General features: G+C 70.3%; 14 protein-coding genes. 5 read left to right on the top strand and 9 right to left on the bottom strand.

Annotation, left to right across the window (positions count from 1 at the left end; translation table 11 throughout):
* Positions 1 to 259: 259 nt before the first annotated feature.
* Positions 260 to 1378 (bottom strand): 2'-deoxycytidine 5'-triphosphate deaminase, encoded by a 1119-nt coding sequence (locus BY998_RS12900; protein ID WP_110352033.1) that lies wholly within the window; start codon positions 1376 to 1378, stop codon positions 260 to 262.
* On the bottom strand, positions 1375 to 1869 hold the full coding sequence (locus BY998_RS12905; protein ID WP_245421581.1) for a hypothetical protein: 495 nt from the start codon (positions 1867 to 1869) through the stop codon (positions 1375 to 1377). The genes BY998_RS12900 and BY998_RS12905 overlap by 4 nt, the downstream gene beginning before the upstream one ends.
* A 125-nt stretch (positions 1870 to 1994) precedes the next feature.
* Between BY998_RS12905 and apaG the strand changes: the two genes are divergently transcribed.
* Genes apaG through BY998_RS12920 form a run of 3 tightly spaced genes read left to right on the top strand, consistent with a single transcriptional unit; the run spans position 1995 to position 4493 of the window.
* Positions 1995 to 2387 (top strand): Co2+/Mg2+ efflux protein ApaG, encoded by a 393-nt coding sequence (apaG, locus tag BY998_RS12910; RefSeq protein ID WP_110352034.1) that lies wholly within the window; start codon positions 1995 to 1997, stop codon positions 2385 to 2387.
* The gene (gene argE / locus BY998_RS12915; RefSeq protein ID WP_110352035.1) at positions 2384 to 3562 is read left to right on the top strand and encodes an acetylornithine deacetylase; all 1179 of its coding nucleotides are present in this window, start codon (positions 2384 to 2386) and stop codon (positions 3560 to 3562) included. Before apaG ends, argE begins: the two co-directional genes overlap by 4 nt.
* Positions 3563 to 3572: 10 nt before the next feature.
* Positions 3573 to 4493: a bestrophin family protein gene (locus BY998_RS12920; protein WP_110352036.1), complete on the top strand. Its 921-nt coding sequence runs from the start codon at positions 3573 to 3575 to the stop codon at positions 4491 to 4493.
* 12 nt (positions 4494 to 4505) lie between these two features.
* Here the strand turns inward: BY998_RS12920 and BY998_RS12925 are convergent, their stop codons facing one another.
* The gene (locus BY998_RS12925; protein WP_110352037.1) at positions 4506 to 5372 is read right to left on the bottom strand and encodes a formate/nitrite transporter family protein; all 867 of its coding nucleotides are present in this window, start codon (positions 5370 to 5372) and stop codon (positions 4506 to 4508) included.
* Between the two features lie 138 nt (positions 5373 to 5510).
* On the bottom strand, positions 5511 to 6248 hold the full coding sequence (locus BY998_RS12930; protein ID WP_110352038.1) for a molybdopterin-binding protein: 738 nt from the start codon (positions 6246 to 6248) through the stop codon (positions 5511 to 5513).
* 90 nt (positions 6249 to 6338) lie between these two features.
* On the opposite strand from BY998_RS12930, the gene sfsA reads away from it, so the two are divergent.
* Complete coding sequence (sfsA, locus tag BY998_RS12935; protein WP_110352039.1) at positions 6339 to 7082, top strand: DNA/RNA nuclease SfsA; 744 nt, start codon at positions 6339 to 6341, stop codon at positions 7080 to 7082.
* Here sfsA and BY998_RS12940 read toward each other — a convergent pair.
* A complete protein-coding gene (locus BY998_RS12940) occupies positions 7042 to 7884 on the bottom strand; it encodes an FkbM family methyltransferase (RefSeq protein WP_110352040.1) in 843 nt (280 codons plus the stop codon). The genes sfsA and BY998_RS12940 overlap by 41 nt on opposite strands.
* Positions 7885 to 8054: 170 nt before the next feature.
* Here BY998_RS12940 and BY998_RS12945 point away from each other — a divergent pair, with 170 nt between their 5' ends.
* Positions 8055 to 8819: an alpha/beta hydrolase gene (locus BY998_RS12945; protein ID WP_110352041.1), complete on the top strand. Its 765-nt coding sequence runs from the start codon at positions 8055 to 8057 to the stop codon at positions 8817 to 8819.
* Between the two features lie 68 nt (positions 8820 to 8887).
* Here BY998_RS12945 and BY998_RS12950 read toward each other — a convergent pair whose 3' ends face one another.
* The 4 genes from BY998_RS12950 to BY998_RS12965 form a co-directional block, all read right to left on the bottom strand.
* A complete protein-coding gene (locus BY998_RS12950; RefSeq protein WP_110352042.1) occupies positions 8888 to 9898 on the bottom strand; it encodes a hypothetical protein in 1011 nt (336 codons plus the stop codon).
* Positions 9899 to 9916: 18 nt separating this feature from the next.
* Positions 9917 to 10696, bottom strand: a complete 780-nt coding sequence (locus tag BY998_RS12955; protein ID WP_110352043.1) for an ABC transporter permease — start codon at positions 10694 to 10696, stop codon at positions 9917 to 9919.
* Positions 10693 to 11619 carry an ABC transporter ATP-binding protein gene (locus tag BY998_RS12960; protein ID WP_110352044.1) on the bottom strand — a complete coding sequence of 309 codons (927 nt, stop codon included), beginning with the start codon at positions 11617 to 11619 and terminating at the stop codon, positions 10693 to 10695. The genes BY998_RS12955 and BY998_RS12960 overlap by 4 nt, the downstream gene beginning before the upstream one ends.
* 224 nt (positions 11620 to 11843) lie before the next feature.
* Positions 11844 to 13841 carry a 4Fe-4S binding protein gene (locus BY998_RS12965; protein ID WP_110352187.1) on the bottom strand — a complete coding sequence of 666 codons (1998 nt, stop codon included), beginning with the start codon at positions 13839 to 13841 and terminating at the stop codon, positions 11844 to 11846.
* Positions 13842 to 13976: the final 135 nt, after the last annotated feature.

Below are 13976 nucleotides of genomic sequence, written 5' to 3' on the forward strand. Positions count from 1 at the left end.
CGCGTTCAGGCGCTTCTCAACGGCGGAGTGCCGCAACTATCTCGCGGCCGCAGGCTACGACGCCTACGATCCAACCTGATCGGATGCCGCTCTAGCTAGCGGACCTGTTTGGCCGCGCGACGGTGCGAGCGAACGAATGCTGTTGCCGGCCGATACCCTCGCAGTGAGGCCGGCACCGGCCCACGGAACGCCCTCGACGCGGGGCCGCGACCGTCACCCGCCGCGCCATGTGCCGAAACTCGCTCGCCCGAGGAGAGGCTCAGGCCGACGATTCGGGTGCGTCGGCGAAGTGCTTGGACAGCTTCAACCCTTGCGCCTGATAGTTCGAACCGGCCCCCGCCCCGTACAGGGTCGCGGGCGGCTCCAGCATGCGCTCGTAGACGAGACGTCCGACGATCTGGCCATCCTCCAACAGGAACGGCACGTCGCGCGAGCGCACCTCCAATACGGCCCGGGCACCCGCGCCGCCGGCCTCGCTGAGGCCGAAGCCCGGATCGAAGAAGCCTGCGTAATGCACGCGGAACTCGCCCACGAGGGGATCGAACGGCACCATCTCCGCGGCGTAATCGGCGGGCACCCGCACCGCTTCCTTGGAGGCGAGGATGTAGAATTGGCCGGGATCGAGGATCAGCGTGCGGCTGCCGTCGGCCGGGATCGGCTCCCAGAAGTCGCGGGTACGGTGGCCGCGGGGCCGATCCACGTCGATCAGCCCGGTATGGCGCTTGCCGCGATAGCCGATGAGCCCGTCGAAGCCCGAGAGGTCGACGGAGACCGGCACGCCGCCCTGGAGCGAGGACGGTGCCCCATCGATCAGCGGATCGCGGGCGTGGAGCGCGGCGAGTTCCGGCTCGCGCAAGCGCGGGTCGCCCTGGCGGAAGCGGATCTGCGACAGGCGCGAGCCCGTCCGCACCCGCACCGGGAAGGTGCGCGGAGAGATTTCGGCGTAGAGGCGGCCGGCATAGCCCGGCTCGATCTGGTCGAAGGCGCTGGCGCGATCGGTGATGACGCGGGTGAACACGTCGATGCGGCCGGTCGAACTTTTCGGGTTTGCGCTGGCGCAGAGATCGGGCGGGAGCGCCAGCTCCTCCTGCAACTCGGCGATGTAGACGCAGCCCGTCTCGAGGACGGCGCCGCGGCTCAGATCGATCTCGTGCAGTGCGAAGGCCTCGACGCAGGCCGAGACCGGACGGGCGCTGCCGGGCAGGAAGCTGGTGCGCACCCGGTAAGCACGGGTGCCCAGGCGAAGGTCGAGGCTCGCGGGCTGGATCTGGTCCGGCGCATAGGGCGTGGCCGGGCGGATCGCGCCCCGTTCAGTCAAGGCGGCGATGGCCTGCGCCGGCAGAATGCCCCCGGCCCGGGCCGGCCCGTCGTCGCTCATCGTCCCGTCCCCTCGCCTCTCTTCGTGCCGGTCCCGGCCTTCGCCTCGGCCTCCGCGCGCTCCGCCGCGTCGATCACCACCACCGTCCGCGCCAGCGCCAGCCGGGCGAACGCCCCCATGGCGACGAGGCCCGCTAGCGCGCTCGCCAGCAGCGCGAACAGCTCCGGCCGCAGCAGGGAGACCGCGCTCATCACCGCCCCGCCGATCCAGACGGCGTTGCCGAGCGCCAGCATCGGCGAGGGAAGGCCGCGGAACTCGGCCGCGACGCCAGTCTGCCGCCGCGCCGCTTGGCCTGCCAGCCGCCCGACGGCGTCGAGGCCGAAGGCGAGAACGAGGGCTAGCGCCGGCCACAGGTTCCGGGCCGGATGCCACCACGCGAACAGAACCGCGGGCACGAGGGTGAGGAGAATGCCGAGGACGAGGCCCGGGAAAGGCGGCAGGCGGTCGGGCGGCGATCCCTGGAGGGCGCTCCGGTGCGAAGCGTTCGGCACGTGCTCTCCGCCCTCTTCCACCCGTAGGAAGCCGCGATTGACGAGGTTTCGGGCGCCACGTACCACGACGCGACGCAGATGTCGCGTCGCGGCCTGCGCGCCGTCCACGGGGATGCTTTTTCGCGATGTACAAGGCCGAGACGCGCGGCATCACGGTGACGGTGGAGCCCCGCTTCGTCGAGGAGGAATCCTCGCCGGGCGAGAGCCGCTACTTCTTCGCCTACACGGTCGAGATCGTGAACAACGGCCGCGAGCAGGTGCAGCTCCGTTCGCGCCACTGGCGCATCATCGACGGACGCGGCGCCTGCCAGGAGGTGCGCGGCGCGGGCGTCGTCGGCAAGCAGCCCGTCCTCGAGCCGGGCGAGTCGTTCAGCTACACCAGCGGCTGCCCGCTCACCACGCCGGACGGCCTGATGGCCGGCAGCTACACGATGTCGACCGTCGGCGGCGAGAGCTTCGAGGCCGAGATCCCGGCCTTCTCGCTGGACTCGCCGCACGTGCGCCGCGTCGTCCATTGACGGGCTCCGCGAACGGCATCCGCTACACCCCGCTCGAATTGTTGGAGCGGCTCGTCGCCTTCGATACCGAGAGTTCGCGCTCGAACCTCGCGCTGATCGACTTCGTGGCCGACTATCTCGACGGCTGGGGGGTGCCCTATGTCCGCGTGCCCAACGCCGCGGGCGACAAGGCGGCCCTCTTCGCCACGCTCGGGCCGTCCATCGACGGTGGCGTCGTGCTGTCGGGCCACACCGACGTGGTGCCGGTGACGGGGCAGGCCTGGACCACGGACCCGTTCTCCTTACGCGTCGCCGAGGGCCGGGCCTACGGCCGCGGTGCGGTCGACATGAAGGGTTTCGACGCGCTCGCCCTCGCCCTGGTGCCAGACGCCCTCCGGGCGGAGCTGCGGCGGCCGATCCACATCCTGCTCTCCTACGACGAGGAGACGACCTGCCTCGGCGTCGCCGACACCATCGCCCGCTTCGGCGCCGACCTGCCGCGGCCGGGCGCGGTGATCGTCGGCGAGCCCACCGGGATGCAGGTGGCCGACGCCCATAAGAGCGTCGTGACCTTCAACACCACCGTGCACGGCCACGAGGCGCATTCGGCCAAGCCGATGCTCGGCGCCAACGCGGTGATGGCGGCGGCCGACCTCATCGCCGAGCTGAATCGCGTCGCCGATGCCATGGTCGCCCGCGGCGACGCCTCCGGCCGCTTCGATCCGCCCAACACCACGGTCCATGTCGGCGTGATCCAGGGCGGCACCGCCCGCAACATCCTGCCGAAGCGCTGCACCTTCCAGTGGGAGTTCCGCGGCCTGCCCGATCTCGACATGGCCGAAATCCCGGCGCTGTTCGCGGCGGCCTGCGAGCGGGTGACGCGCGACCGGCTCAACCGCTTCGGCGCCTTCGGGCGCATCGAGACGATCGAGGAGGTCGCGGTTCCGGGCCTCTCCCCCGATCCGGGCTCCGATGCCGAGCGGCTGGCCCTGCGGCTGGCGGAGCGCAACGCCACGATCACCGTGCCCTACGCCACCGAGGCCGGGCGATTCCAAAGAGCCGGCATCCCGACCGTGGTGTGCGGACCCGGCTCGATCGATCAGGCGCACCAGCCCGACGAGTTCATCACCCTCGACGAGCTGGCCCGGGGCGAAGCGTTCATGCGTCGGCTGGTCGAGGCGTACCGCGCTCCTTAAGCCCCCAGCCATGATCGTCCGCCCACGGCCCAACCTGCTCACCATCCTGTTCGCGATGCGCGGCTCGATCCTCCCGAAGGTCGCGCCGAAGGTGATCGCGATCTGCGCGCTCGCCTGTCTCGTGGTGGCGCTGGAGCAGCGGCACGCGGCGTGGTTTCCCGTCACCGCCGGGATCGGGCCGTTCACCCTGGTCGGGCTGGCGCTGTCGATCTTCCTGAGCTTCCGCAATGGTGCCTGCTACGACCGCTGGTGGGAGGCGCGCCGCGCCTGGGGCTCGCTCATCGTCGAGATGCGCGGCCTCGCCCGGCTCCTGCCCGCCCTTCTGCCCGGCTCCGAGCACGAGGCGCTGCGCCGCCGTTCCTTGCGCCGGGCGGCGGCGTTCGCCCACGCGCTGCACGCCCGCCTGCGCGGCCTCGACGAGGCCGAGGCCGCCGCACCCTGGCTGCCGCCCGAGGAGCACGCCGCCCTGCGGCAGCGGCCGAGTGGCGCGGATGCGGCGCTGGCCGGGCTGACGCACGATCTTGCCGAGGCGATGCGGGCGGGGGCGCTGAGCGAGATCCTGTTCGCGAGCCTGGAGCACAAGATCGCAAACCTCTCGGCGATCCAGGCCACCTGCGAGCGCATCCACGGCACGCCGCTGCCCTTCGCCTATACCCTGCTGCTCTACCGCACGGCCTGGCTCTACTGCCTGCTGCTGCCCTTCGGGCTCGCCGGCTCGCTCGGCTGGTCGACGCCGGTGGTCGCGGCCCTCGTGGCCTACGCCTTCTTCGGCCTCGATGCGCTCGGCGACGAGTTGGAGGAGCCGTTCGGTACCGATGCCAACGACCTTCCCCTCGACGCCCTGCTCCACGCGGCCGATGCGCCGATTCTCGACGCCCTCGGCGAGGCCCGGCCCGCGCCGCCCCAGGCCGAGCGCTTCATGCTGCGCTGAGAGGCGTCGGCCTCACTCGCTCGTTCGGGCCTCGTCCTCGATGTCCGGCGCGACCTGTCCGAAATTGAGCACCGAGACCAGGGTTACTCCGCCGACCACGTTGCCGATCAGTGTTGGCACGAAGAAGCCCCAGAGGTAGGTAGCGACCCCGATCTCGCCGATGGCGACGAGGTAGAACGCGTCGACCGAACCGGCGACGATGTGGGCGAGCCCGCACATCGAGACGAGCGAGGTCATCAGCAGGATGATGAACGGCGCCGCCGAGCCCGAGGCCGGCAGGATCCAGACCATGAGCGCGATCAGCCAGCCCGCGAACACCGCCTTGATCACGGTCGTCCAGAACGGGTCCTCGATGGTGTGCCGGCTGATCTCGGCGAAGGCCGCCCGCACCTCCGGCTTGAAGGCGTCGGTGTGGGCCAACACCGAGGCGATGGCGAGGGTGGCCAGGATGTTGGCGACGAGGATGATGCTCCACAGCCGGGCGACCCGCAGCAGGGCGGCCATGGTCCGCTCGGTCAGGAGCGGCAGGATCGGCGTCACGGTGTTTTCGGTGAAGAGCTGCTGGCGTCCCAGGACGACGATGAGGAAGCCGATCGAGTAGCCCATGCTCATCACGAGTTCGGCCCAGGGCTCGTGCGGCAGATGCCCTTTCAGGACGCCGGGCACGATCAGCGAGAAGCCCATGGTCAGGCCGGCGGCAAAGCCCGAGAGCGAGAGCGCCACCCAGGTCCGGCGCATCTCCTCCTCGCCCTCGCGGCGGATGATCTCGTGGAGGATCAGCGCGTCCGGCCGGTGCGCCTTCTCGACCTGCGCGTCGTCCTTGTCACGGGTATGAGCGCCGTGGGTGCGGGGCTGCTGATCGCGGGGGTCCTGGGACATCGGATCCTCGGGGGTCGTCTCACCGCAGCCCAACGTACGGCACCGCTTGCGCGCTCCTCACACGCAGAAATTTATTGCAGGACCGTCCGCGGAGATATGGAACGAAGATGCCTGTCCCATCCTGAGGGGCGCTCGTTCCTACGGTCGGAGTCCGCCGAGCAATTGCTCGATCGCGGCGCGCGCTGCCGCGACCGCCTCCCGGTCGCGTCCGCGCACGACGATCCGGTTGCGAAACCCCTCCGGCGTCATCGAGGGGTAGGAACCGATGGACACCACGGGATGCGCCGCCGCGATTCCCGTGAGGGCGCCGGCGAAGTCGCCTTCCGGGATGGCGCCCGCCTCGATCGTCTCGGAGATCACCGGCGCGTTGCCCGTCAGCGTCGGGCGGATCTCGTCGAGCATGGCCCGCAGGATCTGGGGCACACCCGCCATGACGTGGACGTTGCCGAGCCGGAAGCCCGGCGCCTTCGAGATCGGGTTGGCGATCAGCTCGGCCCCGTCGGGGATGCGGGCCATGCGCAGCCGCGCCTCGTTGAGATCCTCCGGCCGATGACGCTCCAGCAGCATGGCCCGGGCGCGGGGATCCACGTCGATGCCGACGCCGAAGGCCTCGGCGATGCTGTCGGCGGTGATGTCGTCGTGGGTCGGGCCAATGCCGCCGGAGGTGAAGACGTAGGTGTAGCGCGCCCGCAGCGCGTTCACCGCGGCGACGATCTCGGCCCGCTCGTCCGGGACGATGCGCACCTCGCGCAGATCCACGCTGATCTCGGTCAGCATCTCGGCGATGGTGCCGATGTTCTTGTCCTTGGTGCGGCCCGACAGGATCTCGTCGCCGATGACGAGGATGGCGGCGGTGACGTCGGAACCCTGGGACATGCGGCCTCGGTGGCAATGAGCGGAGAGGAAAGCTAGGGCGCCTCTGCCAGAAAGCGAAACCTGCGCCGACCGCGCCCCGGACCCGTCCCGATGCAGTTCCCTCTCCCCCTGATCGAAGGGCGCCTCGTGCGGCGCTACAAGCGCTTCCTCGCCGACGTGGAACTCGCCGACGGCCGCCTCGTGACGGCCCACTGCGCCAATCCCGGCGCGATGCTGGGGCTCAACACGGAAGGGTCTCGGGTGCTGCTCTCGCCCTCGACCAGCCCGACGCGCAAGCTGCACTTCTCCTGGGAGCTGGTGGAGGCCGACTTGCCCGGCGGGCCGCAATGGGTCGGGATCAACACCGCCCGCCCGAACGCGCTCGTGGCGGAAGCTTTTCGCGCGCGGACGATCGCGCCGCTCCTGGGTTACGAAACGCTGAGGCCCGAGGTCGCCTACGGCAAGGCGAGCCGCGTCGATTTCCTGGCGAGCGGCGGCGGGCTCCCGCCCTGCCACGTCGAGGTGAAGAACTGCCACTTGATGCGGACACCCGGGCTCGCCGAGTTCCCCGACTGCAAGGCCGCGCGTTCGGCACGCCACATGGAGGAACTGGCCAACGTCGTCGCCGCGGGTGGCCGGGCAATGCTGATCGTGGTGATCCAGATGACGGCCAAGGGCTTCGACGTGGCCCGCGACATCGACCCGGCCTTCGATCGCGGCTTCCGGGCGGCGCGGGCGGCGGGCGTCGAGGCCCATGCCTATCGCTGCACCGTCGGCCCCGACGGCGTCACGATCGCCGAGGCCGTCCCGATCCTCACCCCTGAGGGGACGGGGTCCGCTCGAACATCAGGTTGAGCCGGGTGCGGGCGATCTGGCGGTAGCCGTAGCTGTGCAGCAGGCTCGGCAGGTCGATCTGCCACTGATCGGTGCCGTTCTCGAGGATGATCAGCGCCGGGCGCAGGCTCGGCGGCGCATCGCGCAGGAACGGCTCGAGGATCAGATCCTCGGCGCCCTCCGTGTCGAGCTTGATCGCGTCGATGCGCTCGATGCCCTCGGAGCGGCACAGGCCGAGCAACGTCACCGAGGGCACGCGGACCGTGGCGTTCTTGTGGGTGCCGACGATTTTCACGCTCGACTCGCCGCGGTTGCGCGGATCGATGAACAGGGTCAGCTCGCCCGCCTTGTCGGCCACGGCGCAGGCGATGGCCTTGACCGTGCCGAACGGATTCTGCCCGATGTTGAAGGTGAGCCGGTCGAACACGTCCGGCTGCGGCTCGACCGCGAGGATGCGGGCGCGCGGCCCGGTAAAGCCCGCCACGAACAGGGCGTAGGCGCCGATATTCGCCCCGATGTCGAGAAACACTGCATCCTCGGACAGGCGCTGCTTGAGCAGCGCACGCTCCTGCGGATCGAAGAATTGCGGCGTGAACAGCACCTTCTTCTCGCAGTTGTTGTTGTAGGGGTGCAGCCGCATCCGCGCCCCGTAGCGCTCCACGTCGAGCGGCCGGCCGCGCAGCATCGAGATGGCGAGGCGCCGCAGGAACATCGCCATGCGCCGGGCGCGCCAGGAATGGTCGGGCAGCCGCTGCGTGCGCTCGGCGATCCGCGCGACGAGGCCGGTGGGGGCGTAGGTGCCGTAAGGTGAGGAATCCGTCATCGTCGCCGGGTGATGCCAGCCTCGCGGGGCGGCGGCAAGTCGCGACCCCATTCCGGGATGACGGGCCGGGCCGAAGCACAGCGCGGCGAGGGCCAAACATTCGGCAATGTCGCGCGATCGCGCGGCCCGGCCTTTGACATCGGCGCGCGGGCGCCCGATGACACGGACCCATGCAGAGCTTCGATTCCGACGGCGTCCAGATCGCCTATATCGACGTTCCGGCCAAGGCCGGAAGCGGCGATCCCGTCCTGCTGATCCACGGCTTCGCCTCGAACCACGCGGTGAACTGGGTCAACACCCTCTGGGTCAAGTTCCTGACCGAGGCGGGCTACCGCGTCATCGCCCTCGACAACCGCGGCCACGGCCAGAGCGAGAAGCTCTACGACCCCGCCGCCTACACCTCCGAGCACATGGCCGGCGACGCGGTGCGGCTCTTGCGCCATCTCGGCATCGGCCGGGCGGACGTGATGGGCTACTCCATGGGCGCCCGCATCGCCGCGCATATGGCGCTCGACCATTCCGACGCGGTCCGCTCGCTGCTGATCGGCGGCCTGGGCTTCCACCTCGTGGACGGGCACGGGCTGCCGCAGGGCATCGCCGAGGCGCTGGAGGCGCCGCCCGGCACGCCCGCCCCGAACCCGACCGCGGCGAGCTTCCGCACCTTCGCCGAGCAGACCAAGAGCGACCTGCGGGCGCTCGCCGCCTGCATCCGCGCCTCGCGCCAGACGCTGTCGCGCGCCGAACTCTCGGCCATCGACACGCCGACGCTCGTGTCCGTCGGCACGCTCGACACGGTGGCGGGCTCGGGCCCCGAACTCGCCAAGCTGATGCCGAATGCCCGCGCCCTCGACCTGCCGGGCCGTGATCACTCGACGGCGGTGGGCGACCGGCTGCACCGCAAGGGTGTGCTGGAGTTCCTGGCGGAGCGTCCGTAGGCTTCTTCGAGGGTTGGCAACGCCGATCCTCCGGCCGGAAGCCACCCCGAACGCCTCGTGGCGGATGCTCAGCCCGCCTGCACCGGATCGCCGAGCCAGTCCGGCACCCATCGCGCCGGCCGCGGCGCGCGGCGAAGGTCGGCACGGGCCTCCTCGATCGGCGCCGGAACCCCGCCGATGGCGGGATGGCCGTGATAGTCGAAGCGCGGCAGGATGCAGCCTTCCCGGTCGAGGGCGAACTCCACCTCGAACCAGAGACCGAGATCGGGGTCGTCTGCCCGCTGCGCCTCGCGAAGCGCGCGCAGCAGCGGCTCGATGGCAGGAGCCTCCGGGAAGGATTGGCGCCCAGCTCGATAGACCTGCGCCTCATAGAGCGTCCCGACGATCGCGGCCCTGAAGCGCGTCCGGTCCCAGGGATCCTTTCCGCGCGGGAGGTGGGCGGCAAGAATCTGCCCGATCTCCCGAAGGATCGGATGCTGGGCCCAATAGGCCTCGCGCTGGTGCATCCAGGCTTCCATCCGGGCCGGGAAAACGCTCTGATCCGGCTCTTCGTCCGCAAGGGCGTTCAGGCGCTCAGGCCCGATCCGCTGCGAGAGCCAAGCGGCGAGATCGCCGGGTGCGTCGCCGTGCGCTATCGCGGTCTCGGCGTCGGGCTCATCCTCGCATTCCTCATCCTCGTCGGAAGGGGCGAGATCGCTCCAGGCCGAGTCGGTGAAGGCGTTGCGGGAGAGCTTGACCAGAAATCCGTCGAGGGAACCGGCGAGCACGGCGGCATCGCCCTCGGAGCCGAGGCCGACGACCGGGCTTGCCGCAGACGGCATGCCGTCGGGATGCCAGAGGCCGACAAGGGAACCGTCGGGCAGGTAGAGGAACAGCGAAAAGTCCCGGCGCAGGGCGCTGCCGTCGACGATGGGCGCCTCGTCGCTGAGCGTGCCCTGCAGTCGGTAGCAGCCGACGCTGCCCCAGGGCCGGCCGTCGAGCCAGTCCGCGAAGTCGCAAAGCAGGGCCGGCGGTTCGATCCCCGGCGGGAACGCGAGCGGCAGGCTCTCGCGCCGGACGATGTAGGGATCGAACGTCATCGGCCCTCGGGAATCGCGTCAGCTCTTGAGACGATAGCCCGTGCGGAAGATGTAGGTCACGAGCCCGAGGCACAGGGCGAGGAAGGCCAGGGTCGCGGCGATGCTGATGCCGACCGCCACGTCGCCCTTGCCGAAGAAGGCCCAGCGGAAGCCGCTCACGAGGTAGACGACCGGGTTGAACAGGCTGACCGCCCGCCAGAACGGCGGCAGCATGTCGATCGAGTAGAAGCTGCCGCCGAGGAAGGTCAGCGGCGTGACGATGAGCAGCGGCACGAGCTGAAGCTTCTCGAACCCGTCCGCCCACAGGCCGATCACGAAGCCGAACAGGCTGAAGGTGATCGCGGTGAGCAGCAGGAAGAACACCATCCAGAACGGGTGCTCGATGTGCAGCGGCACGAACAGGGCGGCGGTGGCGAGGATGGTCAGCCCGATGACGATCGCCTTGGTGGCTGCGGCGCCGACATAGCCGAGCACCACCTCGAAGGGCGAGATCGGCGCCGACAGGAGTTCGTAGATCGTGCCGGCAAAGCGCGGGAAGTAGATGCCGAAGGAGGCGTTGGAGACGCTCTGCGTCAGCAGCGAGAGCATCATCAGCCCCGGGACGATGAAGAGGCCGTAGGGCACGCCGTCGACCTGCTGCACCCGCGAGCCGATCGCGGCGCCGAACACCACGAAGTAGAGCGAAGTCGAGATCACCGGCGCGACGATGCTCTGCAGGGCCGTGCGCCAGAAGCGGGCCATCTCGAAGCGGTAGATGGCGAGGATCGCCGGGACGTTGAGCATGGACACGGCCTTCATGCGCGCTCGCGGACGAGATCGACGAAGATGTCTTCGAGCGAGCTCTGGCTGGTGTCGAGATCGGTGAAGGCGAGACCCGCGGCGGCGAGATCGCCGAGCAGGCCGGTGATGCCCGTGCGCTCCTTGCGCGTCTCGTAGGTGTAGACGAGTTCGCGCCCATTCGCCGCGACCTGGAGATGGTAGCGCGCGAGGCTCTCGGGCAGGCCCCGGACCGGCTCGCGCAGGTGCAGGACGAGCTGCTTCTTGCCGAGCTTGCGCATCAGCTCGACCTTGTCCTCGACGAGGATGATCTCGCCCTTGCGGATCACGCCCACCCGGTCGGCCATCTCCTCGGCCTCCTCGATGTAGTGGGTGGTGAGGATGACGGTGACGCCCTGCTCGCGCAGGCGCCGCACGAGGCGCCACATATCCTGGCGAAGCTCCACGTCGACGCCCGCGGTCGGCTCGTCGAGGAAGAGCACCTGCGGCTCGTGGGCCAGCGCCTTGGCGATCAGCACCCGCCGCTTCATGCCGCCCGAGAGCTGCATGATCCGGCTCTCGCGCTTGTCGTAGAGGGACAGATCCTTGAGCACCCGCTCGATATGCGCCGGGCTCTTGCTCAGCCCGAACAGCCCGCGGCTGAAGCTCACCGTGTCCCACACCTTCTCGAAGGCGTCGGTGGTCAGCTCCTGCGGGACGAGGCCGATCAGGCGGCGCGCGGCGCGGTAATCGTCGCGGATGTCGTGCCCGCCGACGCGGATCACGCCGGTGCTCGGCGTGACGATGCCGCAGACGACGTTGATGAGGGTCGATTTGCCGGCGCCGTTGGGCCCCAGCAGGGCGAAGATCTCGCCCTTGGCGATGTCGAGGTTCACGTCGCGCAGGGCGTGCAGGCCCGAGGCGTAGACCTTCGACAGGTTCGCGATCGAGACGATCGGGTGCATCTGGGCCTGAATCTGAAGGAGAGGGCGCGCCCTATAGCACGCGGTGCGCGGCGTTGAACCCGGCCGGCGGCGGTTACAATCTGCGAAGTTTCGTTTCCCGTTTCGGATGCAACTCCAGGAACCCAATCCCCGCGTCGCGGCTTGAATCCACGTTCTCCTGCGACGATCGATCCCCTGACCGACCCGCCCTCGCTTCGACGGCGGGTCGTCTTTTGATACCGCCGTCAGCCCTGCACCGGCCTGCCGGACTCGCGCTCGCGCAGGTAATCCTCCGTCGTGCGCGGCTTGGCCGGGGGCATGGCGTGCGGATCGAAGCCCTGGTTGAGCGCGGCCTCGACGCGGCAATCGTCGCACATCATCAGCGAGCGGATGCGCTGCTCGCCGGCCTCGCCCGAGAACATCCAGTGCCGCTCGCGCAGCTTGCCGATCACCCGCTCGATCGTCGCACGGGTGCCGAAGGGCTTGGCGCAGGTCACGCAGCAGAAGGGTTCCTCCTCCTTCACGATCCGGCGCGGCAGGCTCCAGGCCTCGAAGTCGATCTGCGGCTCGAGGCTGATCACGTCCTCCGGGCAGGTCGCGGCGCACAGGCCGCACTGCACGCACAGGCTCTCCTCGAAGGCGAGCAGCGGCCGGTCGGCGCTGTCGGTCAGCGCGTGAGTCGGGCAGGCGCCGACGCAGGAGAGGCAGAGCGTGCAATCCTCGGTGCGGAAGGCGAGCCCGCCGAAGGGCGCTCCGGCCGCGAGCGGCACGGCGGCGACCGGACTCGGCGCGGCGGCGTGCATCTCGCGGAAGGCGAGGCGCAGCATCTCGCGCTTGCCGCCCACCGGCACGAAGCCGGCCGGCATCGCCGTCGCCCGCCCGAGGCGGCCCGCGCGCAGGGCCGCCCCGAGCGCGTCGGGATCGTCGGTCTCGATGAGGCCGACCACAGGCGCCTCGGCTCCCTCGCCGTAGCCGAGGGCCTCGGCGAGCGTGCGGCTCAGGGCGACGGTGCGGTGCAGGCTGTCGAGATCGTGCTTCGGGCGCCCGCGCACCAGCATCCGCACGCCGGCGGCGCCGTAGGCAAAGAGCGCGGCCACGGTCTCGGGGCCGAGCTGCGTCACCTCGTTGACCCGCACCGGCAGGACGTTGGCCGGCAGGCCCTCGCCGTAGCGGCCGAGGGCGTCGATCAGCGGCTCGCCGTGGTCGCCGTCGTGGAACAAAACCACCGCGTCCGCGCCCCCGGCGGCGCGGTAGGCGCGCAGGAGCGTGCGCAGGCGGCGCATCAGTGCGTCGGCGGGGGGAAGCGCGTAGGCGGCCGCCCCCGTCGGGCAGACGGCCGCGCAACTGCCGCAACCGGCGCAGACGTAAGGGTCGATCGCCACCGTGTCGCCGGCCGAGGCGATCGCGCCGGTCGGGCAGGCCTCCAGGCAGCGGGTGCAGCCGGTGATGCGCGAGCGGGAATGGGCGCAGAGTTCACCGCGGAAGTCGATGAAGCGGGTCTTGTCGAACTCGCCGACGAGGTGGGAGGCGGCCATCACCAGCCGCTCCACCGAAGCCGGGTCGCGCGGGTCGGCGCGCAGATAGCCGTTGCGCAGCTCGTGCGCGGGAACAAGCGGGGTGCCGCCGGTCAGGTCGAGGACGAGGTCGCAGGTCGAGGTCGCCCCGTCCCGCGCTTGGCCGAAGACGAGTCGGGTGCGCGAGGACGGGGCCGGCAGGGCGTAGTCGTCGATGCGCAGTTCGAAGGCGCCGAGATGACCGGTTGCGCCGCGCACCGTCCCCTGGATCACCGGGAACTCGTTGCGATGGAGCGGCGCGATCTCGCCCGGCCGGCTCAGGAGCACGGTGACGTCGAGATGTTCCGCCAGGCGCCGCCCGGCCTCGATCGCGGCCTCGTCACGCCCGTAGATCAGCGCCACCCCGCGGCTCTCCAGCGGCACGGTCCCGGCGACCGGCACCGGCTCGGCCGCCGCGGCGAGCAGAGCGGCCATCTTCGGGCCGGAAGCGGCGGCGTCCGAGGACCAGCCGGCGGTCTCGCGGATCTTGGCGAAGGTCACGCGCTCCTCCGCGCCCAGTTCGGCGGCGACTTCCTCGAAGAGCGGTGCCTGAAGGGTGCAGGAGACGGTGACGGGCCGGCCCGTGGTCAGCGCCTCCCGGAAGCGGTCCAGCTCCCGGCCGCAGAGCTGGTCGGCGGTGCCGACACGACCGCCGCAGCCCCTTTCGAGGGCCGCGACATCGAGCGGCATCGTCTTCTCGCAGGAGCAGGCGAACACGAGACGATCGGACACGATGAAACCTGGGACAATGGAGGCGTGCGGAGGCCCTTCGCGCGGGGGCCTGCCTTCCATATACTCGTATCGTTCAAAACTACGAACGGACAT

Origin of the sequence: Methylobacterium sp. B4, from assembly GCF_003201865.1 — a bacterium.
Lineage (GTDB): Bacteria > Pseudomonadota > Alphaproteobacteria > Rhizobiales > Beijerinckiaceae > Methylobacterium.